The organism is Pseudomonas sp. PvP100, from assembly GCF_017833055.1.
Classification (GTDB): Bacteria; Pseudomonadota; Gammaproteobacteria; order Pseudomonadales; family Pseudomonadaceae; genus Aquipseudomonas; species Aquipseudomonas syringae.
Window position 1 is genome coordinate 2825235 of record NZ_JAFIBO010000001.1, and the last position, 23829, is coordinate 2849063.

Consider the following 23829-nt stretch of genomic DNA (forward strand, 5'->3'; position numbering starts at 1 on the left):
GGCGTTCAGGCGCGCGGCACCAGATCCAAGCATACCGAATTGATGCAATAACGCAGTCCGGTAGGTGGCGGTCCATCCGGGAACACGTGGCCCAGGTGCGCATCACATTTGGCGCAGACCACTTCAGTACGAATCATGCCGTGGCTCATATCGCGAACCTCGATCACTGCACTGCCCTCGAGCGGCGCATAGAAGCTGGGCCAGCCGCAGCCTGAATCGAACTTGGTGGTGGAATCGAACAGCGGCTCATGGCAGCAGATGCATTCGTAGATACCGTCTGTCTTTGTCCCGTTGTACTTGCCGGAGAACGGCCGCTCGGTGCCTTTCAGACGACAGACGTTGTACTGCTCCGGGTCGAGCATCTGCTTCCACTCTTCCAGCGTTTTTTCCAACTTGTCCACAGGTACACCTCCGAATTCGAAAAACCCTGATCTGTACCTTTTCCGCAGATCAGGTGGCACGTATCATTGCGCCAGGTCAGACGTCAGTCTGGCACCCGCGTTTGTCGTACACAAACCCATTTTCATGGCGAATGTAGCGACCTTCATTGCAAGCCGGCGACAGCTCGTCCATTTTCGGGATCATCACCATGCAGTTCAACAAATCGAACAAGCTCGCAAACGTCTGCTATGACATTCGCGGGCCGGTGCTCAAGCACGCCAAACGCCTGGAAGAGGAAGGCCATCGCATCCTCAAGCTGAACATCGGCAACCCGGCACCGTTTGGTTTCGAGGCGCCGGACGAAATTCTGCAGGACGTGATCCGCAACTTGCCGACTGCGCAGGGCTACAGCGACTCCAAGGGCCTGTTCAGCGCCCGCAAGGCGGTGATGCAGTATTACCAGCAGAAGCAGGTCGAAGGTGTCGGCATCGAAGACATCTACCTGGGCAACGGCGTGTCCGAGCTGATCGTGATGTCGATGCAGGCGTTGCTCAACAATGGCGACGAAGTGCTGGTTCCGGCCCCCGACTACCCGCTGTGGACCGCTGCTGTCGCCTTGTCCGGTGGCAGCCCGGTGCATTACCTGTGCGACGAGCAGGCCAACTGGTGGCCTGATCTTGAAGACATCAAGGCCAAGATCACCCCGAACACTAAGGCCATGGTCATCATCAACCCGAACAACCCGACAGGTGCGGTGTACTCGCGCGAAGTACTGCTGGGCATGCTGGAACTGGCCCGCCAGCATAATCTGGTGGTGTTCTCCGACGAAATCTACGACAAGATCCTGTATGACGACGCAGTGCACATCTGCACCGCCTCGCTGGCGCCGGACCTGCTGTGCCTGACCTTCAATGGCCTGTCCAAGTCGTATCGGGTTGCGGGCTTCCGTTCCGGCTGGATCGCCATTTCCGGGCCGAAACACAACGCGCAGAGCTACATCGAAGGCATCGACATTCTGGCCAACATGCGCCTGTGTGCCAACGTGCCGAGCCAGCACGCCATTCAGACCGCGCTGGGCGGCTATCAGAGCATCAACGACCTGATTCTTCCCCCTGGCCGTCTGCTGGAACAGCGCAACCGCACCTGGGAGCTGCTCAACGACATTCCCGGTGTCAGCTGTGTGAAGCCGATGGGCGCGCTGTATGCGTTCCCGCGCATTGACCCGAAGGTCTGCCCGATCCTTAACGACGAGAAGTTCGTCCTCGACCTGCTGCTGTCCGAGAAGCTGCTGGTGGTCCAGGGCACAGCGTTCAACTGGCCGTACCCTGACCACTTCCGCGTCGTAACCCTGCCCCGCGTCGATGAGCTGGAGCAGGCCATTGGCCGCATCGGTAACTTCCTCAAGGGTTATCGGCAGTAAACAGCCACAGCCCTCCCGCCTGACCTCTCTGCCCCGACCCGCTCGGGGCAGTTTATTTCTGCGTGCCTGAAACATCATGAGCGCCCTGCCACAAACGCTTCAGGCATCGACCGCTCTGGCTCAGGCGCCGTTCAGCCTTGCGGGATTACCATTGATTGCGACAAGAGGACACAGTTTGAAATAGTCCCTCTGTTGAATAGCAGCAAGCATCACCTTATATACCCGGCATCGAGTTACATATTTACCTGAGGAGAACGTTTCGACCATGATGCGCATTTTGCTGTTTTTGGCCACTAACCTTGCGGTCGTGCTGATTGCCAGCATCACCCTGAGCCTTTTTGGCTTCAATGGGTTCATGGCGGCCAACGGGGTTGATCTGAACCTCAATCAGCTGCTGGTTTTCTGCGCTGTGTTCGGTTTCGCGGGCTCGCTGTTCTCGCTGTTCATCTCCAAGTGGATGGCGAAGATGAGCACCGGTACTCAGATCATCAGCCAGCCTCGCACTCGCCATGAGCAATGGTTGCTGCAGACCGTTGAACAACTGTCCCGCGACGCGGGCATCAAGATGCCGGAAGTCGGTATTTTCCCGGCGTACGAAGCCAACGCGTTTGCCACGGGCTGGAACAAGAACGATGCCCTGGTTGCGGTCAGCCAGGGCCTGCTCGAGCGCTTTTCGCCGGATGAGGTGAAAGCTGTACTGGCGCACGAGATCGGCCACGTTGCCAATGGCGACATGGTGACGCTGGCGCTGGTGCAGGGCGTGGTGAACACCTTCGTGATGTTCTTCGCCCGCATCATCGGTAATTTCGTCGACAAGGTGATCTTCAAGACTGAAAACGGTCAGGGCATCGCTTACTACATCACGACGATCTTCGCCGAGCTGGTACTGGGCTTTCTGGCCAGCGCAATCGTCATGTGGTTCTCGCGCAAACGCGAATTCCGCGCTGACGATGCCGGTGCACGACTGGCGGGTACGAGTGCAATGATCGGCGCGCTGCAACGCTTGCGTTCCGAACAGGGCGTCCCGGTGAACATGCCCGACAGCCTGACCGCCTTCGGTATCAATGCCGGTCTCAAGAAGGGCCTCGCCGGCCTGTTCATGAGCCACCCGCCGCTGGAGCAACGCATCGAGGCCCTGCGCCGCCGCGGTTGAATCAGATGGTCGCACCCACGCTCCGCGTGAGACGCTGGTTTTTCTTTGTCAGGCGAAATGAGGTTCGACTCACGTCACCTTTTCGCCCCTCGGCGACTCACTTTGAGGGACCAAAGTGAGCAAAGTCCTTGGCTCCGTTTCCGGCCCGACTTCGTCGGGTTCCTTCGCCCCGTCACTAATCCGGGGGTCGCTGCAACGGGCCATCCATGGCCTGGTGCAGCTAACTCGGCGTCCTGCCGAGTTACCCCCGGATCAGCGCCATGACTCAGCCGTCACTTACGTCGCACCCTGCGTCGTCAGTGCCATCGCGATAAAAAAGCGCTTTTATGTGCAGTGGCTATGGACAAGCCATGACGTTGTGCTGCCTCCCAGAATTGACTCAATGCACATCCACGGAAGTGAGAGTCGGGAGGCTTGCGCGCTCAGAGTTACACACGTTCCAACACATAAACATGCTCATCCATACGCTCCAATCCGGCCTTCAACCCCTTGGCACTGCTGTGCAGCGTATCCTGCCCACCAACCTTGGTGACCTCCCAGTTCCCTGACATGACCCTGTGCAGCCATGTTTGCGGGACGGAGAATGGCGGGCCTTCGAGCAGGGCCTGGTCGTATTCCAGGGTGATCAGTAAACCGCTGCACGTCTGCGGCATCAGCGCTTCAAGGTGCTGCACATAGCGTTCACGCATGTCAGCTGGCAAGGCGATCATCGCGGCGCGGTCGTAAAACGCCGCGCAATGACCGATATCGCGCACAGTCAGCGCGAAGAAATCACCGCACCAGATTTCGATACCCGGCACTGCGTAGACCTTGAAGTCGCCCTGCGACGTGATGTGCGGCTGCTGACCACGCTCGGTGAAATAGCGCTCTACCGCCGCCTCGGACAGCTCGGCGCCCACCACGTGATACCCCTGCCCGCTCAGCCAGCTCATGTCCTGGCTCTTGCCACATAACGGCACCAGAACCCGCGCTCCCGGAACAACATTCAGCGAGGACCAATATTGTTGCAGGTCCTTATTGACCTCTGACTGGTGAAAGCCGATCTGCCCGGCACTCCAGCGCTGCAGCCAAAAATCCGCCTGCATGAAACCTCCTGAAAATTCGATAAAAAAGCGCCAGAACCTATATTATATTTAGATCATAAAAATGACCGACTATGAGTCATCCCACTATTCTGGAGCTTTAAATGTTCCCCAGCCTGTTTATTTCCCATGGTTCACCCATGCTGGCACTTGAGCCCGGTGAAAGCGGCCCGGCTCTGAAGCGACTGGCTGCCAGCCTGCCCCGGCCTCGCGCCATCGTGATGGTGTCTGCCCACTGGGAAAGCCATGAGCTGATCGTCAACGGCAACCCACAACCCGAGACATGGCATGACTTCGGCGGCTTTCCGCCCGAATTGTTTGCAGTTCAGTACCCGGCGCAAGGGCTGCCGGAGCTGACGCGCAAGGTGGTTGAACTGCTTGCCGCCAGCGACTTGCCTGCACGCATCGACAGCAGACGTCCCTTCGACCATGGCGTCTGGGTGCCTTTGTCGCTGATGTACCCGGACGCCGATATTCCGGTGGTGCAGGTTTCGCTGCCCAGCCGCCAGGGGCCGGAATTACAGACCCGCGTGGGCAGGGCACTGGCCAGCTTGCGTGAACAAGGTGTGCTGATCATCGGTTCAGGCAGCATCACGCACAACCTGCGTGACCTTGACTGGAACGCCGACCCCGACAGTATCGAGCCCTGGGCTGCCGCGTTTCGCGACTGGATGATCGACAAACTGCAAAACGACGACGAAGCCGCACTGCACCACTACCGCAGCCTCGCTCCTCATGCGGCCCGTGCGCACCCCAGTGACGAGCACCTGCTGCCGCTGTATTTCGCACGCGGCGCTGGCGGTGTTTTCGGCATTGCCCATCAGGGCTTCACCATGGGCGCACTCGGGATGGATATCTATCGGTTCGGGTGAAGCCAATAACGCCAATTTGCCTGAATACAAAGCAAAAAAATCCCCGAACCAGTCGGGGATTTTTTATTGGCCGATCAGCTCAAGAGCCGATCAGTCTTCGCGATAGCGACGCAGCTTGAGCTGCTTGCCAGCAACGCGGGTGTCCTTGAGCTTGGTCAGCAGACGCTCAAGACCATCTTCCGGCAGTTCAACCAGGCTGAAGCTGTCACGGACCTGGATACGGCCGATCGCTTCGCGGGCCAGGCCGCCTTCGTTGAGAATGGCACCCAGCAGGTTCTTGGCAGCGATACCATCACGCGCACCCAGCGCGGTACGGCAACGAGCACGGCCTTCAGCCAATGGGACCGGCGCACGACGCTCACGCTCAGGACGATCACCACGGTCGCTGCTGCGCTCTGGACGATCACCGCGTGGGGCGTTGTTCGGAACCAGTGGACGCTCGCGCTCGATGGCTGCCAGGGTCAGTGCCTGACCGTTGGTAGCCTTGCGCAGCAGTGCAGCGGCAAGAGCGCGAGGGCTGCAGCCGATGTCGGCAGTCAGACGATCGAGCAGATCACCGTGAGTCGATTCGGCATCGGCGACCAGCGGCGACAGGCTGTTGGTCAGTTTCTTGATGCGCGCATCCAGAACGGCCTGGGCATCCGGCAGGCGGACTTCCGCAACCTTCTGACCGGTAACACGCTCGATCACTTGCAGCATGCGGCGCTCACGAGGCGTCACCAGCAGCAGTGCGCGACCTTCGCGACCGGCACGACCGGTACGGCCGATACGGTGAACGTAGGACTCTGGATCGTAAGGCATGTCCACGTTGAATACGTGAGTGATACGCGGAACGTCAAGACCACGGGCAGCAACGTCGGTCGCCACAACGATGTCCAGACGGCCATCCTTGAGGGATTCGATAACGCGCTCGCGCTGGTTCTGGGCGATGTCGCCGTTCAGTGCGGCAGCCTTGTAGCCTTTGGCTTCAAGGGCGCTGGCCAGATCCAGGGTCGCCTGCTTGGTGCGGACGAACATGATCAGGGCATCGAAGTCTTCGACTTCCAGCAGGCTCAGTACAGCCGAGGTCTTCTGGTCAGCGTGAACCAGCAGGTGAGCCTGTTCGATCGCGGTAACAGTCTGGGTCTTGGTCTGGATCTTGACGTGCTTCGGATCACGCAAATGGCGCTCAGCGATGGCACGGATCGACTGCGGCAAAGTAGCCGAGAACAATACGGTTTGCTTGGTTTCCGGCATGGCCTTGAAGATAACTTCGAGGTCGTCCATGAAGCCCAGCTTGAGCATTTCGTCCGCTTCGTCGAGAACCAGGTGGTTCACGGTCGCCAGGACTTTCTCGTCACGACGCAGGTGGTCGCAGAGACGGCCCGGGGTAGCGACGACGATCTGTGCGCCATTACGGATAGCCTTGAGCTGAGGGCCCATCGGCGCGCCGCCGTAGACCGCTACAACGGTCACGCCCGGCATTTGTTTTGCGTAGGTCTCGAACGCGGTGGCAACCTGAAGTGCCAGTTCGCGGGTCGGGGCCAGGATCAGTGCTTGCGGCTCGCGCTTGCTCGGGTCGATCCGATGCAGGATAGGCAGTGCGAAAGCGGCGGTTTTACCCGTACCGGTTTGCGCCTGACCGATCATGTCGTGGCCGGCCATGATGATCGGGATCGACTGCTGCTGAATGGCCGACGGCTCTTCGTAGCCAGTGGCGATAACGGCTGCGAGGATATTTGGATGAAGTTCAAAAGCGGCGAAGCCGCCGAATTCCTGGGTCATGGGTCTGCCTCTAGTGCATCCGCAAAGACCCATGCTCCAAAGCTGCGCGTGCCGTGTACGACCCTAAAGTCACCCTGGCTGCTTTGTCGGCGGGGATTTGCGAAAACGTTTGATGAATGGATCGCCTAGGATAGTCCGCAGAGCGAACAAGCAGCCGAAGCTGGCTTCGGGAAATTGCAATACCTTGACGAGGGTCCTGTTAAAGACCGGCGCGCACTATACCGGAAATACGCACCTTGGTGAGTCTTTTTTTACGAAACGTTGCGCCATTTTTGAGCGGCGGCAGGCCCTGAGTGCGGGCAGAAGACCGCTTGATCAGGGCGCGGGCCCGAGATTGCGGGCATTGCCGCTTAAACGTTTAACCTATTCTTGCACATGACCGGCATTCTGGCCTTCGAGGTGTGGCGAATTGTCCCACCCCGTTTTCAGAACAACCTACTCACCTGCCACCTGCTCAGGTGGCGGAACGAATGGCCTTGATCAGCGACGCCAGCGAGTAGCCCAGATGCGGCGCAAGTGCCTCGGCTCGCCCGCTCAACGCGTCGATATCCAGCGTCTGATCCAGGTCGGCGGGCACGAGCAGGATGACGTTGCCCTCCTTCACCGGCAGCTCCCAGTAATGGCGGTGGTAAAGGCCGCGCAACAACGCCGCTCCCAGCGGTTTGCCGTCGTCAGTGGCCCACTGATTGATGATCAGCCAGCCGCCCGGGTTCAGCCGCTGCTGACAGCTCTGCAGGAAATTCCAGGCCAGGTGCCCGACGCCAGGCCCGACATCGGTGTACAGGTCGACAAAGATCAGGTCGGCAGGCTCGGCGCTGTCCAGCAGGTCCAGCGCATCGCCGATGCGGATATACAGTCGCGGATCGTCGTCGAGCCCCATAAACTCCATGGCCAGACGTGGCACATCCGGGCGCAGCTCGATGACTTCCACGTCCTCGAGTGGCAGGAACTTCATGCAGGCCTGGGTCAGCGTACCGGCCCCCAACCCCAGAAACAGCGCGCTTTCCGGCGCGTCATGGCACAGCGCGCCGATCAGCATCGCCCGGGTGTAGTCGTACTCCAGCCAGCTCGGATCGGCTGTAAAGGTGCAGCTTTGCTCGATGGCATCGCCAAACTCCAGAAAGCGGTAGTCCTCCACTTCCAGCACGCGAATCATGCCGAAGTCGTCGTGGACCTCGGCCAGGATTCGCTCTACGCGCTCACGCTCTTCCGTCATCACCGTTCCTGGTTGCCTGCGCTGAGCGCAAAATACGAATTGTCGGGCAAGCGCACGGCTTTGTCACACGTTGTGGCGTCCAGCACCGCTCCAGTGGTCTGCACCAGACTGGCAGAGCAACGACGAACTGCTAACATGCCGATCCGATTGCACAACTCTAGAGCCAATAATGAGCCAACCCTGGAGCCCCGACAGCTGGCGGGCACTGCCGATTCAGCAGCAACCTCACTACCCTGATGCCGAGCACCTGCACCGGGTCGAACAGACGCTGGCCAGTTATCCGCCGCTGGTGTTCGCCGGCGAAGCCCGTGAGTTGCGCCGTCAGTTTGCCGAAGTGACCCAAGGGCGTGCGTTCTTGCTGCAGGGCGGCGACTGCGCAGAAAGCTTCATGGAGTTTTCCGCCGCCAAGATTCGCGATACGTTCAAGGTCCTGCTGCAGATGGCAATCGTGATGACGTTTGCCGCCGGCTGCCCGGTGGTGAAAGTCGGACGCATGGCCGGGCAATTTGCCAAGCCACGCTCGGCCAATGACGAAATCATCGACGGCGTGACGCTCCCCGCGTACCGCGGCGATATCGTCAACGGTATCGGCTTCGACGAGAAGAGCCGTGTGCCGGACCCGGAGCGCCTGCTGCAGGCCTATAACCAGTCCACCGCCACCCTGAACCTGCTGCGCGCCTTCGCTCAGGGCGGATTTGCCGATTTGCATCAGGTCCACAAATGGAACCTGGACTTCATCGCCAACTCGGCGCTCGCCGAAAAATACAGCCAGCTGGCCGGGCGTATCGATGAAACCCTGGCGTTCATGCGCGCCTGCGGCATGGACAGCTCGCCGCAATTGCGCGAAACCAGCTTCTTCACCGCTCACGAAGCGTTGCTGCTCAACTACGAAGAAGCCTTCGTGCGACGCGACAGTCTGACCAACGATTACTATGATTGCTCGGCGCACATGCTGTGGATCGGCGACCGCACACGTCAGCTGGATGGCGCGCATGTCGAGTTCCTGCGCGGGGTCAACAACCCGATCGGCGTCAAGGTCGGCCCGAGCATGAATACCGACGACCTGATTCGCCTGATCGACATCCTCAACCCGGACAACGACCCTGGACGCCTGAACCTGATCGCCCGCATGGGTGCCAACAAGGTGGCTGATCACTTGCCGCAGCTGATCCGCGCCGTCGAGCGTGAAGGCCGCAAGGTGCTGTGGAGCTCGGACCCGATGCACGGCAACACGATCAAGGCCAGCAGTGGCTACAAGACCCGCGATTTCGCGCAGATCCTTGGCGAAGTGAAGCAGTTCTTTCAAGTCCACCAGGCCGAGGGCACTTACGCGGGCGGCATTCATATCGAAATGACCGGACAGAACGTCACCGAATGCATCGGTGGTGCGCGCCCGATTACTGAAGACGGCCTTTCGGATCGCTATCACACGCATTGCGACCCACGCATGAACGCCGATCAGTCATTGGAACTGGCCTTCCTGATTGCCGAGACCCTCAAGCAGGTCAGGCGCTAAACAGGAAACCCGGGCCAACTGCCCGCTCAATGCTTGAGCGGGTCGTCCCAGAACGGACGTTCGGCTTCCTGCTGAATGTCGGCACGGCTCAAGCCCAGGTCCTTAAGTGTTCCGTCACTCATTTGCGCCAGCAGGTGGCGCTGGCGGTGCAACTCCAGCCAGCGCTGCAGATGACCCTTGAGCACTGTGAACACCGCGCCCGCCTGCAAACACCCATCAGCCCTTTCCACCCCTACGCATTGTTTCTGACCTTTCATCATCTTGCCCTCCTTGTGGGATGACTGAAGTCTCGCTTCGGGCGTAGGATCAATCCAACGAATGTTCGTTATGCCTTCCATCTGGGAGATTGATGTATTGGCCACCTACCCGAGCATTGATACCGAACTGTTGCGCACCTTCGTGGCGATTGCAGATCACGGTGGTTTTACCCGTGCAGGCGAAGCCGTCAACCGCACTCAGTCGGCGGTCAGCATGCAGATGAAGCGTCTGGAAGAAGATGTCGTGCAGCGCCCGCTGTTTCAGCGTGAAGGTCGGGTCCTGAACCTGACTGCCGAGGGCCAGGTATTGCTCGGTTACGCGCGACGAATCCTCAAGCTGCACAGCGAGGTGTTCAACACCTTGCGCGAGCCGCACATGATCGGCGTGGTAAAAATCGGCTCGCCTGACGATTACGTGATGCGCTTCCTGCCCGGCATTCTGGCGCAGTTCGCCCAAGCGTATCCGCTGGTTCAGGTGGAAGTGCATTGCGAGCCATCGGACCTTCTGCTGCAACGTCACGACCTGGATCTGACCATTGTCACGCGCAAGCCCGGCACCGAGATCGGCACATTGCTGCGTCAGGAACGTCTGATGTGGATGGAGGCCAGCGGCTTTGCCCCGCATGAGCAAACGCCCATTCCCCTGGCGATGTTCAACACCCACTGCTTCTGTCGTGACTGGGCGTGCAATGCGCTGGACGGCGTCGGGCGTGACTACCGCATCGCCTACAGCAGCTCGAGCATGGCGGCGATCACCGCAGTGGTCAGCGCAGGCCTGGCAGTCACCGCGCAGTTCCAGAGCCTGGCCACAGCGGATTTGCGTATCCTCGGCGAGGCGGAACAATTGCCACAGTTGCCAACCGCCAGCATCGTCCTGCTACGCAAGCCTGAAAATCCCTCGCCCATCACCGAATGCATGGCCGATTACATCATCGCCGGCTTCAAACCTTGAGCGCGAGAATGACCGCACAGAGCACTAGAAACACGCAGAACATCAGGCGCAGGGTGCGCTCCGGCAACGAATGCGCCAGCTTCACGCCCCAACTGATGCTGGCCAGGCCGCCAATGGCCAGCGGAATGCCCATCGCCCAGTTGACGTGATCGTGCAGCGCGTAGGTGACGAGCGTGATGCCGGTGCTCGGCGCCGCCAGGGATAGCGCCAGCCCTTGGGCCACGACCTGGGTCGCGCCAAAGACACTGGTGAGGATCGGCGTCGCCACTACCCCGCCGCCAACGCCAAAAAGACCACCGGTCACGCCGGACCCGACGCCCAGCAGCCATAGCCACTTTTCATGACGCAACCCGCCCGCGGCCTGTTTGCTGCGCCAATACATCTGCGCAACGTTGAACACGGTCAGTACCACCAGAAAACCGACAAAGGCCAGGCGCATGCCCTGCGGGTCGACGCGGACCGCGAGCAGTGAGGTCAACCAGGCAAAAATGAAACTGGGGATGATCAACATCAGCGCATTACGCAGCAGAATCCGGTTGCGCTGGTTGTAACGCCACAAGGCAAGCAACACATTGGGCAGGACCATCAACAAGGCGGTGCCTTGAGCGAGTTGCTGATCCAGACCAAACAGCACCCCGAGGGCGGGAATTGCCACAAGACCACCACCGATGCCGAACAATCCTCCCAGGGTGCCCATCGCTGCACCCAGCAGCACAAACATCACAATTTCAATCACACTGCATCCCCACCCAATCAATGAGCAAATGCTACGCAGTCCTGCTCTGGACCGACACCCGATGACGCCGTTTTTTTTCACGCGTCACGCACAATCCCAGCGCGTTGAGCGCACATGAGCAAAATTATCTGGCGCATTAAAGAGTGCAACACTAAGTTAAACTCATCCGACCGAGTTTGAGGACCTGATATGAGCGCCGATGAAAGCCCGACCCGCGCCGCACCTGCCGATTGCGATTCGCTGCTGCTGGATAACCAGCTGTGTTTCGCCCTGTATTCCACGTCGTTGATGATGACCAAGGTTTACAAGCCGCTGCTGCAGGCGCTCGGGCTCACCTATCCGCAGTACCTGGCGATGATGGTGCTGTGGGAAAGGGATGGGCTTACCGTGGGGGATGTCAGCACCCGCCTGCTCACCGATCCGGGCTCATTGACGCCCTTGCTCAAACGCCTCGAAGGTGAGGGCTTCATCAGCCGTACGCGCAGCAAGGAAGACGAGCGGGTGGTGCTGCTTCACCTGACTGCGCAGGGCCGCGAATTGCAGCAGAAGGCCTTGACCGTCCCTGGCTGTGTTCTTTCGTCGAGCGGGCTGACCATGGAAAAGCTTCGCGACCTGCAAGCCCAGTTGCTGCAGCTGCGCGAGCACCTGCACCACAGCCTCTAGGAAAAAGTGCAGACCTGTCTCTCGTCACCGCGCGTGAGGTCTGACAGGTGCTCCAAGCATGTTTTCTTGCTTCCAACGACCATCCTCGACCTTTTTGCAAAATTAGCTTGCGCGCAAACTATCCTTGGACTACCTTTGCTTTGCAATTAGTTAGCGCGCAAGTATTTAGCGCAATCAAACCTTCATCGAACGAGGCAAGATCATGGACACTCTTTACACCGCAGTTGCAACCGCCACCGGCGGCCGTGATGGTCGTGCTGTTTCCGACGACAAGATTCTCGACGTCAAGCTGGCGACCCCGAAAGAACTCGGTGGTGCTGGCGGCGCAGCCACTAACCCTGAGCAGCTGTTCGCTGCCGGTTATTCGGCCTGCTTCATCGGTGCATTGAAGTTCGTGGCCGGTCAGAGCAAACGCAGCATTCCGGCAGACACCTCGATTACCGCCCATGTAGGCATTGGCCAGATTCCAGGCGGTTTCGGTCTGGACATCGATCTGCATGTCAGCCTGCCAGGCCTGGAGCAAGCCGACGCTCAGCAACTGGTCGATGCCGCTCACGTGGTCTGCCCTTACTCTAACGCCACTCGCGGTAACGTCGATGTGCGCCTGCATGTAACGGTCTGATCCGGTCTGACGCCTGAGTAACGGCCACCTCACAAGAAACTCAGGCACAAAAAAACCCGCAGCGATGCGGGTTTTTTGCGTAACGGGGTTACAAAACCGTGCTTACTTCGCACGGCCTTTGTAGGAACCGCCTTCACGGGTATCGATCTCGATCATGTCGCCGATTTCGATGAAGTCAGCAACACTCAGCTCGGTGCCGTTTTTCAGTTTGGCAGGCTTCATGACCTTGCCCGACGTGTCGCCACGAGCGGAGCCTTCGGTGTAGTCAACCTGACGCACGATAGTAGTCGGCAGCTCTACGGAAACCAGACGGTCTTCGAAGAACACGGCTTCGCAGACGTCGGTCATGCCTTCTTCAACGAAAGGCAGAACGCTTTCGATGTCTTCGGCGTTCAGCTCGTACATGGTGTAGTCAGTGGTGTCCATGAACGTGTAGGTGTCACCGCTGATGAAAGACAGGGTGGCTTCCTTGCGATCCAGGATCACGTCGTCCAGCTTGTCGTCGGCGCTGTAAACGATCTCGGTCTTGTAACCGGTCAGCAGGTTTTTCAGCTTGGTCTTCATGATCGCGCTGTTACGACCGGATTTGGTGAACTCAGCTTTCTGAACCAGCCAAGGATCGTTCTCGAGACGGATCACGGTACCGGGTTTCAGCTCTTTACCAGTTTTCATTGCATATATCCGAATTTGGATGGAATTAACCAAAGGCTCTGTACGAGAAACAACCTGCGCAGGCCTTTTTCGTACAGAGCCTTGTATCAAGGCCGCGTATCATAGCGAATTTACATAAAACTGCACCAGCGCCGTGGCAAGATCAGTCTGTGCGGCTTGTTGCTGGGACCAGTGTTCGGCATGTCGCTCGATCTGCGGCCAGTGTTCTGCCAGCGCCGCCCAGCACTCGCCAAGGTCGCCACCGACATTCCAGCGCTGCCAGAACTGATTCAGCGCCTGCGCGGCTGCCGGCGAAAGACCCGCGAGATAGAGCGTTAAAAACGCATCGAGCTTGGGCAGATGCGCGTCGTCTTCCTGCTGGTAGATGTGCCAGAGCATCGGCCGCCCCGCCCACTGCGCACGCACGAACGAGTCTTCGCCGCGCACGATATTGAAATCGCAGCTCCAGAGCAGTTGGTCGTAAAGCTCCTGACGGATGAACGGCAGGACCTGAACCGTCAGCCCGCCGCAGGCCTGAATGAACCCGGCGCGCAGCGGATCTTTGGTACCCAGCCAACGCTGCAGGTCGCCGAGTATGCGCCCCTCTGGCACCAGAAGATGCGTCGGCCGGCTGTCGCAGACCAGGGCATCAAGCCAACTGCCGAGCGCGGGATTTTCATAGGCAAATACCGAGATCAGGCGCGCATCGGCCAACGCTTCGATACCCAACCCGCTCAGGAAGGCTTGCCTTGCCGCGCTGTTTTGCTGAAACACCTGGCGCTGCTCGATGAGGTTTTTTTCGCGCAACAGGCCACCCGTGGTGTCGGAAAAACCCGGAAAGAAAAAGAACTTCTTCAAACCGTTCGACTGTGGCGAAGGCAGGCCGTGGCAGCCAGACACCCAGTCCTCGGCGCTGAGGTAATCGAGATTCAGCCACAGCGGCCTTGGCGAACGCTGCAGCATCGCTTCGGTGTAGCGCGTCGGCAGGCGGCAGGCGAACGCTTCGATGACGACATCAGGAATATCGGTGTTCAGCCATTCGGTCGGCCACTGGCAGACGCTCACGCCCTCTTGCCATTGTTGCCGGGCCTGGGGATCGGCTCCGGGGCACAAGCGAACGAAGGCCGACAGATCATCGATCCATAAACGCACCTGCAGGCCATGCTCGGCAACCAACTGGCGCGCCAGACGCCAGGTCACGCCCGCATCACCGTAGTTGTCGACTACGCTGCAAAAAATGTCCCACGAGGCTTTCATCCTGGCTCCCTGAGGCTGGATGGCAAAAAATGCTGATTGTCGTTCAGAACGGCACGTTGTCACCAGCCTGATGCTGCCGGGCAAACAGGCGGCACCGTTTTCATGCCTGACCATCAGGCATGGCACAATCACACCTCTTGGTCTGCAAGGAGTTCAGCCATGTCATTCCCTACCCGCCGTCGCGACCTGTACGTGTCGTTGAAATTGATCGTGTGCATAGCGCTGGGCATCTGGCTGGGCGCCCTGGCGGTGTTTCTGACCGCCCTGCTGTATTACAAAAGCCTGCCACCGGCCCAGACCCAGGCCCTGGAAAACGCCGCCGCACAGCTGACCGCCCCGCCTGCGCAAAAAGCCTCCCCCCCGTCTGCGCCGGAGACCGAGATGTTTCGCAAATATGAGCAAAGCCTGCGTGAAAGCGAGGCGCGTCAGGCCCGCGAACAGACTCAGGAGCAGCAACAGCGCACCTTCAACCGCTCGAAGTGTGACTTCTGGATACAGCAGGATCGCACCGCGCCGAGCGAAAAAAGCCGTGCCAGCATCAATCAGTACTGCGGATAAACCATGAACAAACGGGATGTGCTGCAACGGATCATCGACAAACTGAACATCGATCTGGACATCGCCGAACGAGCGGCGCAGACCGCCTACGAAACGGCCACTCACGAAGAGAACATTGCCGAGAACAAGTACGACACGCTAGGGCTAGAGGCGTCCTATCTGGCAGCCGGCCAGGCGCGCCGCGTCGAGGAGATTCGTCAGTCGTTGACGCTTTATCGGAAATGGTCGCTCAAGCCATTCGATGAATCGCGTGGCATTCAGACCGGTGATCTGGTGGTCGTCGAGAATGCCGACGGGCAGACACACTATCTGTTTCTCGGCCCCGATGCTGCCGGCCTGAAGGTCAGTGCAGGGGATCAACTGGTCACCGTCATTACTGCCAGAGCCCCGCTCGGGCAGAGCCTGCTGGGCAAATTCGAAGACGATGCCGTACAGATTGTCATCAACGGCAGTCGACAATCCTACGAGATCACACAGACGTTGTGACACACCCGGCATCTGCAGGGTTGATCGCATCAAGTTTTTGTGGGTAAGGTGAACCGTCGCCATCACCACCGCAACCGGGGCAACATCAAAGCAAACAAGGACTAAAACCCAAGGAGATTTTTCATGACGAACGTCATCGCATTCCCTGACGCCCATGAACGTGATCGCCTGAAGTCCAGCCAAGATCCGGCGTTGAGATACTTGAACAAGAAAGAACGACAACTGATCGACCAACTGCGTTCGACCAGCCATGCGGGACGGCAGTACGTTTACGACTATGCGAGCATCATGCACTTGTCCAGGCCGTTGTATCCCGAGCCAGTGGACTGATCACGATCGCATGACCTCATCGCAGTCTGCGCTGTTAAATCGGCGCAGATTGCGAGGTTTCGCTTGCTGGCTTTAGCGGATCAGCGAAAAGATCAGTGCTGAAATGGCCACCACACCGGCGGCAACCACAAAGTAGTTGGACCACGCGCCAGCGTATTTACGCATGGCAGGTACCTTGTGGATGGCGTACATCGGCATCAGGAACAGCAAAGCCGAAATCACCGGCCCGCCCAGGGTTTCGATCATGCCCAGGATGCTTGGGTTGAGTGTTGCCACCAGCCAGCACACCACCAGCATGAAAGCCGCCGTCATGCGGTCCAGCGCCTTGGGTGCAGGACGACGGCCCGCCTTCAGAACCAGGCCTTTCAAGCCCTCGCTTGCACCGATGTAGTGGCCGAGAAACGACTTGGAAATAGCCACGAACGCAATCAGTGGCGCGACAAAGGCGATGGTCGGGTTGTTGAAGTGGTTGGCCAGGTAGGACAGGATCGAGATGTTCTGCGCCTTGGCCTCGGCGAGCTGGACAGGCGACAGGGTCAACACGCAACTGAATACGAAGAACAGCACCATCACGACCATCAGACCGTGGGCGCGGGCCAGAATCTGCGAACTGCGCACTTCGGCGTTTTCGCCATATTGGCGCTTCTGATCGACGGCAAACGCGGAAATGATCGGTGTGTGGTTGAAAGAGAACACCATCACCGGAATGGCCAGCCACAGCGTGGGTATAAACGCCGATAGCTCAGGGAACGTGGTGGCGGTGCTCAGAATGCCGCCGGTCCAGTGCGGAATGAGGAATATCGCCAGAAACAACAGTGCGACGATGAACGGATAAACCATCAGGCTCATGGCCTTGACGATGAACCGCTCGCCACAACGCACCACGGCCAACAGCCCCATGATCAGCACAAACGCCAGTGCGGCGCGCGGCGGTGGCGTGATGTGCAGCTGGTGCTCAAGAAAACTGCCCACGGTATTGGTGAGGGCCACGCTGTAGATCAGCAGGATCGGGAAGATGGCGAAGAAATACAGCAAGGTGATCATCGCGCCAGCACTCTTGCCGAAATGCTCTTCGACCACATCGGTGATGTCGGCACCCTCACGTCCTGAGAGCACGAAGCGCGTCAAACCGCGGTGAGCGTAGAACGTCATGGGAAACGCCAGCAGTGCCAGCGCCATCAATGGCCAGAAACCGCCGATACCCGCGTTGATTGGCAAAAACAGGGTACCCGCACCGATGGCGGTACCGAACAATCCGAGCATCCAGGTGGTGTCATTACGATTCCACGACGCGATGCTCTCGGGAGCTACATCCAGACGTTCTACGACGCCATTAGCCTGATCATTCATCCGGTCGACTCTCCGTGGCCGGTTTATCAAAAAGGGAAACGCATCGAAAAAACCGGCAGTTCAGCGCTCCCCTCGAAAACAGCGGGCGAGATTCTCCGGGATTGGCGCCAGAAGTCAAAGGTTTGTAGGACAATAGTTTCTTCCACGACATGCTGGCGTTCGAGCGCACGCCTTTTGCACAAAGGGCTGGAGGACGGTCGACCTCTTGTCGAGGAATTAGTGTTTCAACAGCTTACGGGCTCAATCGAGCCGACCCCGCGGCTTAACATTCGGGAACAGTTCTGCGTTTTTCCTGGAGGGACAGCAGCGATACCATGCCGCGCCTGTGCGGTACATCCGGCAAAAACCTCTTCAAGGACCAAAAACGATGTTGAGCATCAACGCCGGGCCGTTCGCCCTCGCGATATCCCATCTGTTGCTGTTGGGCGCCTTGATAACCGCCACGTGGGTAGAGGCCCGGCTCGTCCGGCACACCCTGACCAGAAAGACCGCAGTATTCGGACTCTTCATTCTGGGTATTGCCACTGCACGTATCGCATTCGTCCTGACCTATTTCGCGCAATACAGCGACGCCCCCTGGAAGGCGCTGGACATCCGTGATGGCGGCTTTGTGGTCTGGCCCGGGGTTATCTGCGCTCTGCTGGGCGGCTTGATCATTGGCTGGCGCCGTCCCGGACAGCGGGGCGCCCTGACGTTCGCAGTGAGCATCGGACTGGCGATCTGGGTATCGGGCGGTTTGATTCTGGACCACTATCAGAAGGGCAATTCGCTGCCTGATACAACCCTTCGGACGCTGACTGGCGAGCCGGTCAGGGCCTCCGACTATCGGGGCAAACCAGTGGTCATCAACCTGTGGGCCACCTGGTGCCCTCCGTGTCGCCGCGAAATGCCAGTGCTGCGCGATATGCAACGGGAACGCGAGGACATTACATTTCTGTTCGTCAATCAGGCCGAAAGCGCCGGAGAAGTCAGCGACTACTTGTCGAAACAGCAATTGGTGCTAAGCAACAGCTTTCTCGATCCGGACGGCGAGTTCGCCCGCCAGGTGGGTTCGGCGGCGCTGCCCACCACTCTTTTCTACTCACCAGACGGACGGCTGATCGACAGTCATCTGGGCGAATTGTCCAGAGCCAGCCTCACTCATTACCTGGATAAATAGCTAGGTATTCACCTACCTGATTGAGATGAAGTTGTCATTGCGAGCGAAAGCCTGCTGCATCGTTTCACCTATCCATGTATAAATGCGCTTACACATTGGCCCTTCTGGAGACTCAGCGCATGCGTTACGCGCTTGATCATAAGGCCCAAACGCACCAACGCATCGTCAAGGAAGCGTCCATGCGCTTCCGTCGTGACGGCATTGGTGCTACGGGCTTGCAACCTTTGATGAAGGCACTTGGCTTGACCCATGGCGGGTTCTACGCGCATTTCAAATCCAAGGATGATCTTGTTGAACAGGCATTGAGTCACGCCCTCGACAATGTGAAAGGAATCACCAGCGACGTTTTCGCCAGGCAGGACTCGCTCAGTGAATTCATTGATCTCTACCTATCGATAGCCAGCCGCGATGCGGAAGACGGCGGTTGTCCGTTACCGACTATGTGCCTCGAACTAGGCCAGCGCGATCAGCCCAGCATGACGACGGATAAAATCATCCTTCATCTGCTTGAGCAGTTCGACAAGCCCCTGGCGGAGAATGGACTGGAGTCCAAAAGCCTGCCGGTGCTGTCCGCACTGGTAGGCGGTCTGGCACTCGCCCGCAGCGCTTTTGACGAGGAACTGTCACAGCGCATTCTGGACACGACCCGCGACTATCTCAAAAAGGAGATAAAAAAGAGCACCAACTGATCCTCTGGAACAAATACTTTCTCGGAGAGCTTCCCCGGTGAGAGTTTATAAACACACAGGCCGATCATCGATCGGCCTGTGTGTTTAGCGGATGAAGCACTGATCAGTCGAGTGCAAGCTTTTCGCGATTCCTCTCCAGAATGGCCTTGCCGATTCCTTTTACTTCGATCAGTTCATCAATCGAGGTGAAATCGCCGTTGGCTTCCCGATAAGCCACAATGGCATCAGCCTTGTTCTTCCCGATCCCCGCCAGTTCTTTCTGCAGTGTCTGAGCATCGGCAGTATTGAGATTGACCCTGTCCTTGCGCTGCTCATGCGCCACAGCGGGTGCTGTTTCTTCCATCATCGGCGAATGGGATACCGCGGGCTGCGGGATGGCTGGCTGGGACGCAGGCGCGGCGTTGACCGCAACCGAGGTACTGGTGAGCAAGGCAAAGATCAAGGCATTGAAGATAGGGGTTCGCATAGATAAAGCTCCATAGCAATTCAAGGCAGCATCCACATGCTGTGCCTGAAACTTAGACCAGCGTCCCCTCCTGGAAAAGAAGTCGAGCGTTGCTGCCTGTTGCCGGATTGTTCAACGTATTTCCACCTCTGCCCAGAGCCCCGGCAGTACTGATGAAATCACGTTTCGCCGCTGCGTTCCTGATACATCCAGTCAACGATTTCACCTTCTGGCGTATAACCGTTTACCGTTTCGCGCAGCAACTGACGCACGCTGGTGTAATCATCTCGGTCGACCGCATCCAGCAGCTTTGTCAGGCGGCCTTTCAATACATCCCATGGCAGGCAATCTTCATTTGCACTCATGATCATCGGGTGCTCGGTGGCAACCACGTTGTCGCCGATCAACAACTCTTCATAGAGTTTTTCACCGGGACGCAGGCCAGTGAACTCGATGGAGATATCACCGTGCGGATTTTTCTCCGAGCGAATGGCCAGACCGGAAAGATGGATCATCTTCTCGGCCAGTTCGACAATCTTGACCGGCTCACCCATATCGAGAACGAAGACATCGCCGCCATGCCCCATGGAGCCGGCCTGAATCACCAACTGAGCGGCTTCGGGGATGGTCATGAAATAGCGGGTGATCTTTGGATGCGTCACCGTCAGCGGACCGCCTGACTGGATCTGCTTGTGGAACAGCGGGATCACCGAACCGGAAGAGCCAAGCACGTTGCCAAAGCGCACCATGGTAAAGCGGGTCTTGTTGACCTGATAGACGTTGGCCTTGTCACCGAAGATCACTGGCGCGGTTTCTCGGCTCAGTGCCTGCAATATCAATTCGGCAAGGCGCTTGGTGCTGCCCATCACGTTGGTGGGGCGGACCGCCTTGTCGGTAGAGATCAGGACAAAGTTGGACACCCCTGCCTGCAACGCCGCCTGGGCGGTATTGAGCGTACCCACGACGTTGTTGATGACGCCTTCCGCAATATTGTGCTCGACCATCGGCACATGCTTGTAGGCAGCAGCGTGATAGACCGTATCGACCTTCCAGGTTTTCATGATCGACAGCAGCTTGGGGTGATTGCGTACCGAACCGAGTATGGGCAGCAATTTCACCGAGAGTGACTCGCGAGCCGAGCGCTGTTCAAGTTCGGAGAGAATGCTGTAGAGATTGAATTCGCTATGGTCCAGCAGCAGTAATTGGGTAGGTTGCAGCAGCAGTATCTGTCGGCACAGCTCGGAACCGATCGAGCCGCCGGCGCCGGTCACCAGCACCGTCTTGCCCTTGATGCAGTGCTCGAGCAGGTTATCGCGAGCCGGGACTGCATCGCGTCCCAGGAGGTCTGCGATGTCGACTTCCTGAAGGTCATCGACCTTGACCCTGCCAGCGGCCAGATCCATGAAGCCCGGAACGCTTCGTACGTGCAGCGGGAAGCCTTCCAGAAAGCCGAGGATTTCCCGACGACGCCCACGCGACGATGACGGGATTGCCAGGAGGATTTCCTGAGCTCCCGTGGAATCGATCATTCGCTGGATGTTTCGCGGCTTGTAGACCTGAAGACCGGAAATGACCCGGTTGGAAATCGACTCATCATCATCGATGAACGCCACCGGATGCATCAGACGGCCCATGCGCAATGCGGCGACCAACTGGTTTCCCGCTGCACCGGCGCCGTAAATGGCAACCTTCTGCAAACCGTTGTCGCTCTTGGCGAAAGGCACGTGCTGCGCCGCAGCGAACCAGTCGCCGAGAAAATACTGCCGCATGGCCAGGCGCAGACCGCCGATCATGACCATGCTCAGCCACCAGTAATTGAAGATCACCGAACGCGGGACCAATTGCTGGTGGTTGCTGTACACGTAGACCATGCAACCAAGGATCAACGACGACATCGTGACGGCCTTGATGATGGCAATCAGCGCATCATTGCCGAAGTAGCGCATGACTGCGCGATACATGCCGAATCGTATGAAAAGCGGGATAGCCGCAACGGGCGCACTGATGAACAGCCACGTGTGCTTCTCGAGAGGATTGATCAGCTCATCGATACCCAGCCGTACCACAAACGCCATCCACAGAGCCAGCCAGACCAGGAAGACGTCGGTAGCAACCTGAATTATTCGTTTTTTGCGGCGTGGTAGAGCCAGTAATCTGGTCCGCAATCTGCTCATCAATTTTTTTATGCTCCGTTATGCTACCGGTTGCAACATGATCTGAAATCGGTACCTGTGAAACAGCTACGTGTCTGAGACAACCAGAAAAACACTTCGTTACCTTATTCTGCCTCGCCGGCGCCGAACCTCAACGCCAGCAGAATCAGCGGGCAGTAAGCAATGACCGCCCATATAAGCCCTTCCCCGTCGCCCAGCGCAACCCATAGTGCAATGGGCAGCAACCACACCAGATTGATCAACCCCACCGCAAGCGTAACCGGCACATGCCTGCCGTAGTGACGCGAAGCAAACTGGTACGCATGGCTGCGATGCGCCTCGTAGAGCCTTTCTTTACGTAACAGGCGTCGCACGAGGGTTACGGTCGCATCGACGACAAACACTCCCAGCAGAATCAACCAGGACCAGAATAACTGAGGTGAAGCCCAGGAACCCTGAATGGATAGCACACCGAGCACTATGCCGAGGAAACCACTGCCCGCATCGCCCATGAATATCTTCGCCGGAGGGAAGTTCCAATAGAGGAAACCTGCTGCGGCAGCGCCCAGCATGAGCACCTCCCAGGACAGCCCGGCCTGGCCGCCAAACGCGTAGATAATGCTCATGCCCAGGCATACCGTGACCGCCTCGATACCGGCGATGCCGTCTATTCCGTCCATGAAGTTGTAGAGGTTCAGCATCCACACCAGATAGAACGCCGCGAGCACCTGCCAGAGCAATCCCAGGTCGACCGTCCAGCCCATGACGTCGAGCGGGGCAAGTCCGCCCAGCCAGAACAAGGCCCAGGCAGCCGCAGCAAAATGCCCCAGCAGGCGCCACCGTGCGGCGATATGCCCGTGATCGTCCATGAAACCGATCACCGCCACCAGGCCTCCCGAACCGACAATTGCGGCAAGCGCAGAGGGAGGCAGATAACCCGCCCACCCCAGCACAGCGATCGCCAGGATGAAAGTGATGACGATGGCAACACCGCCGCCCCTGGGCGTGGGTATGGAATGCGAACTTCGGGCGTTTGGAATGTCGATCAGACTTTTGGCGAGCGCATACTTGCGCAGCAACGCCGTTAGAATCAGAGACAGAAAGGCAATAGCGATTACCGACAGCCACTCAATCATGCTTGTCGTGTTCCAGATAATATCGGGCAGTGTCCTGCATGGCGTGTTCAATACTCACAGGTGGATGCCAATCCAGCATCGTACAGGTTTTACTGATATCGACCTGCAGCGAGTTACACAGCCGTTGTGAAAAAGCTTTCTTGCCTAACAGTGCTGCAGCCGCTTTCAACAGCGAGGCCGGCACCGGCAACAGTCGAGCAGGTTTGCCCAGGGCCTTGCCCATTTCGCGCAGCAGCCTGGTCGTGGACAAATCTTCCCCATCACTGACCAGAAACGTCTGGTCAGCCGCAGCAGGATGATCGACACAGACCGTCACCAGGTCTGCCAGATTATCCACCGCCACAAGGCTTCTATGATTATCGATGGACCCGAGCGGCAACGGCAGCCCCTTGTCCAGCCAGCGCATCATGCTTCTGAAGTTAGCCTTGACCCCCGGACCGTAGACCAGTACCGGTCGAATGATCACCACCTGCATACCGGTGCGGGCAGACAACTCACGCAAGCCCTCTTCGGCCCTGTGCTTTGAAACACCATAGGCATCCAGCGGATTGCACGGGTCGCTGGCCGTGAATGGCGCACCCACAGGCGTAGACTCGCCATTGGCCTTGATGGAACTGATAAAGATGAAGCGTCTGACGCCTGCGGCTGCGGCCTGCTCGGCCAGATTCAGCGTTGCGGTGACATTAGCGCGGAAGTATTCCTGATCCGGCGCTTCAGCGGTCTCGTTCAGTACATGAACACGGGCAGCACAATGAATCACCACGTCCGCGCCAGCTACAAAACTTGCCCATTGATTGTCCGATGCCAATGATTGCGCGCTGACAACATCGATGCGCGGACTGGAAGCGACATAAGCGCCTCGGACTGCAACCCTCACAGCAAAGCCTGTGCGCTCGATCAGCCGACGAACCACGGCACTGCCCACGAAACCTGTCGCACCTGTTATTGCAACCAATGCAACATCACCGCTCATGCAAACAC

Annotated in this window: 25 protein-coding genes; 12 read left to right on the forward strand and 13 right to left on the reverse strand. The window is 58.3% G+C overall.

Annotated elements, in window-relative coordinates:
• Positions 1-5 precede the first annotated feature (5 nt).
• The gene (gene msrB, locus JOE39_RS11995; protein WP_003393808.1) at positions 6-401 is read right to left on the reverse strand and encodes a peptide-methionine (R)-S-oxide reductase MsrB; all 396 of its coding nucleotides are present in this window, start codon (positions 399-401) and stop codon (positions 6-8) included.
• Between the two features lie 188 nt (positions 402-589).
• Between msrB and JOE39_RS12000 the strand changes: the two genes are divergently transcribed.
• Complete coding sequence (locus JOE39_RS12000) at positions 590-1801, forward strand: pyridoxal phosphate-dependent aminotransferase (RefSeq protein ID WP_003314686.1); 1212 nt, start codon at positions 590-592, stop codon at positions 1799-1801.
• A gap of 265 nt (positions 1802-2066) precedes the next feature.
• On the forward strand, positions 2067-2954 hold the full coding sequence (htpX, locus tag JOE39_RS12005) for a protease HtpX (protein ID WP_003314685.1): 888 nt from the start codon (positions 2067-2069) through the stop codon (positions 2952-2954).
• A gap of 428 nt (positions 2955-3382) precedes the next feature.
• On the opposite strand, the gene JOE39_RS12010 is transcribed toward htpX, so the two are convergent.
• The gene (locus JOE39_RS12010; RefSeq protein WP_032661192.1) at positions 3383-4039 is read right to left on the reverse strand and encodes a thiopurine S-methyltransferase; all 657 of its coding nucleotides are present in this window, start codon (positions 4037-4039) and stop codon (positions 3383-3385) included.
• A gap of 101 nt (positions 4040-4140) precedes the next feature.
• On the opposite strand from JOE39_RS12010, the gene JOE39_RS12015 reads away from it, so the two are divergent.
• Positions 4141-4908, forward strand: coding sequence for a class III extradiol ring-cleavage dioxygenase (locus JOE39_RS12015; protein WP_210077323.1), 768 nt, complete (start codon positions 4141-4143; stop codon positions 4906-4908).
• A 90-nt stretch (positions 4909-4998) separates the two neighbouring features.
• On the opposite strand, the gene JOE39_RS12020 is transcribed toward JOE39_RS12015, so the two are convergent.
• Positions 4999-6705 (reverse strand): DEAD/DEAH box helicase, encoded by a 1707-nt coding sequence (locus JOE39_RS12020; RefSeq protein WP_170855933.1) that lies wholly within the window; start codon positions 6703-6705, stop codon positions 4999-5001.
• A gap of 421 nt (positions 6706-7126) precedes the next feature.
• Positions 7127-7888, reverse strand: a complete 762-nt coding sequence (locus tag JOE39_RS12030) for a spermidine synthase (RefSeq protein ID WP_003418072.1) — start codon at positions 7886-7888, stop codon at positions 7127-7129.
• A gap of 169 nt (positions 7889-8057) precedes the next feature.
• Between JOE39_RS12030 and JOE39_RS12035 the strand changes: the two genes are divergently transcribed.
• Positions 8058-9404, forward strand: coding sequence for a 3-deoxy-7-phosphoheptulonate synthase class II (locus JOE39_RS12035; protein WP_004411146.1), 1347 nt, complete (start codon positions 8058-8060; stop codon positions 9402-9404).
• A gap of 26 nt (positions 9405-9430) precedes the next feature.
• Here the strand turns inward: JOE39_RS12035 and JOE39_RS12040 are convergent, their stop codons facing one another.
• Positions 9431-9664 carry a DUF1127 domain-containing protein gene (locus tag JOE39_RS12040; protein WP_003342689.1) on the reverse strand — a complete coding sequence of 78 codons (234 nt, stop codon included), beginning with the start codon at positions 9662-9664 and terminating at the stop codon, positions 9431-9433.
• Between the two features lie 94 nt (positions 9665-9758).
• Here JOE39_RS12040 and JOE39_RS12045 point away from each other — a divergent pair, with 94 nt between their 5' ends.
• Entirely contained in the window at positions 9759-10613 is an 855-nt protein-coding gene (locus JOE39_RS12045; RefSeq protein WP_024661906.1) for a LysR substrate-binding domain-containing protein, read from the forward strand.
• Here JOE39_RS12045 and JOE39_RS12050 read toward each other — a convergent pair.
• A complete protein-coding gene (locus JOE39_RS12050) occupies positions 10603-11349 on the reverse strand; it encodes a sulfite exporter TauE/SafE family protein (RefSeq protein ID WP_003424767.1) in 747 nt (248 codons plus the stop codon). The genes JOE39_RS12045 and JOE39_RS12050 overlap by 11 nt on opposite strands.
• A gap of 189 nt (positions 11350-11538) precedes the next feature.
• On the opposite strand from JOE39_RS12050, the gene JOE39_RS12055 reads away from it, so the two are divergent.
• Together JOE39_RS12055 and JOE39_RS12060 are read left to right on the forward strand one after the other, a co-directional pair.
• The gene (locus JOE39_RS12055) at positions 11539-12012 is read left to right on the forward strand and encodes a MarR family transcriptional regulator (RefSeq protein ID WP_003342696.1); all 474 of its coding nucleotides are present in this window, start codon (positions 11539-11541) and stop codon (positions 12010-12012) included.
• A 202-nt stretch (positions 12013-12214) separates the two neighbouring features.
• Entirely contained in the window at positions 12215-12634 is a 420-nt protein-coding gene (locus tag JOE39_RS12060; protein WP_003342698.1) for an organic hydroperoxide resistance protein, read from the forward strand.
• A gap of 102 nt (positions 12635-12736) precedes the next feature.
• Here JOE39_RS12060 and JOE39_RS12065 read toward each other — a convergent pair whose 3' ends face one another.
• Positions 12737-13306 carry an elongation factor P gene (locus JOE39_RS12065; RefSeq protein ID WP_002554550.1) on the reverse strand — a complete coding sequence of 190 codons (570 nt, stop codon included), beginning with the start codon at positions 13304-13306 and terminating at the stop codon, positions 12737-12739.
• A gap of 99 nt (positions 13307-13405) precedes the next feature.
• Positions 13406-14542, reverse strand: coding sequence for an elongation factor P maturation arginine rhamnosyltransferase EarP (gene earP / locus JOE39_RS12070; protein WP_024692702.1), 1137 nt, complete (start codon positions 14540-14542; stop codon positions 13406-13408).
• A gap of 159 nt (positions 14543-14701) precedes the next feature.
• Between earP and JOE39_RS12075 the strand changes: the two genes are divergently transcribed.
• The 3 genes from JOE39_RS12075 to JOE39_RS12085 all read left to right on the forward strand — a co-directional run bounded on the left by JOE39_RS12075 (position 14702) and on the right by JOE39_RS12085 (position 15916).
• Entirely contained in the window at positions 14702-15100 is a 399-nt protein-coding gene (locus JOE39_RS12075; protein WP_210077321.1) for a hypothetical protein, read from the forward strand.
• A gap of 3 nt (positions 15101-15103) precedes the next feature.
• The gene (locus JOE39_RS12080) at positions 15104-15586 is read left to right on the forward strand and encodes a transcription elongation factor GreAB (protein WP_210077319.1); all 483 of its coding nucleotides are present in this window, start codon (positions 15104-15106) and stop codon (positions 15584-15586) included.
• Positions 15587-15709: 123 nt separating this feature from the next.
• Complete coding sequence (locus tag JOE39_RS12085; RefSeq protein WP_002554553.1) at positions 15710-15916, forward strand: hypothetical protein; 207 nt, start codon at positions 15710-15712, stop codon at positions 15914-15916.
• Positions 15917-15988: 72 nt separating this feature from the next.
• Here JOE39_RS12085 and JOE39_RS12090 read toward each other — a convergent pair whose 3' ends face one another.
• On the reverse strand, positions 15989-17266 hold the full coding sequence (locus JOE39_RS12090) for an aromatic amino acid transport family protein (RefSeq protein ID WP_003424763.1): 1278 nt from the start codon (positions 17264-17266) through the stop codon (positions 15989-15991).
• A gap of 367 nt (positions 17267-17633) precedes the next feature.
• Between JOE39_RS12090 and JOE39_RS12095 the strand changes: the two genes are divergently transcribed.
• Together JOE39_RS12095 and JOE39_RS12100 are read left to right on the forward strand one after the other, a co-directional pair.
• Positions 17634-18425 carry a TlpA disulfide reductase family protein gene (locus JOE39_RS12095; RefSeq protein ID WP_210077317.1) on the forward strand — a complete coding sequence of 264 codons (792 nt, stop codon included), beginning with the start codon at positions 17634-17636 and terminating at the stop codon, positions 18423-18425.
• Positions 18426-18544: 119 nt separating this feature from the next.
• Positions 18545-19114, forward strand: coding sequence for a TetR/AcrR family transcriptional regulator (locus JOE39_RS12100; RefSeq protein ID WP_003314666.1), 570 nt, complete (start codon positions 18545-18547; stop codon positions 19112-19114).
• A 103-nt stretch (positions 19115-19217) separates the two neighbouring features.
• On the opposite strand, the gene JOE39_RS12105 is transcribed toward JOE39_RS12100, so the two are convergent.
• The 4 genes from JOE39_RS12105 to JOE39_RS12120 form a co-directional block, all read right to left on the reverse strand.
• Positions 19218-19580 carry a helix-hairpin-helix domain-containing protein gene (locus JOE39_RS12105; RefSeq protein WP_024684550.1) on the reverse strand — a complete coding sequence of 121 codons (363 nt, stop codon included), beginning with the start codon at positions 19578-19580 and terminating at the stop codon, positions 19218-19220.
• A 158-nt stretch (positions 19581-19738) separates the two neighbouring features.
• Positions 19739-21733 (reverse strand): nucleoside-diphosphate sugar epimerase/dehydratase, encoded by a 1995-nt coding sequence (locus tag JOE39_RS12110; RefSeq protein WP_003393786.1) that lies wholly within the window; start codon positions 21731-21733, stop codon positions 19739-19741.
• Between the two features lie 104 nt (positions 21734-21837).
• Entirely contained in the window at positions 21838-22848 is a 1011-nt protein-coding gene (locus JOE39_RS12115) for a glycosyltransferase family 4 protein (RefSeq protein WP_003424762.1), read from the reverse strand.
• Positions 22841-23821, reverse strand: coding sequence for an SDR family oxidoreductase (locus JOE39_RS12120; protein ID WP_024692705.1), 981 nt, complete (start codon positions 23819-23821; stop codon positions 22841-22843). Before JOE39_RS12120 ends, JOE39_RS12115 begins: the two co-directional genes overlap by 8 nt.
• Between the last annotated feature and the right edge of the window lie 8 nt (positions 23822-23829).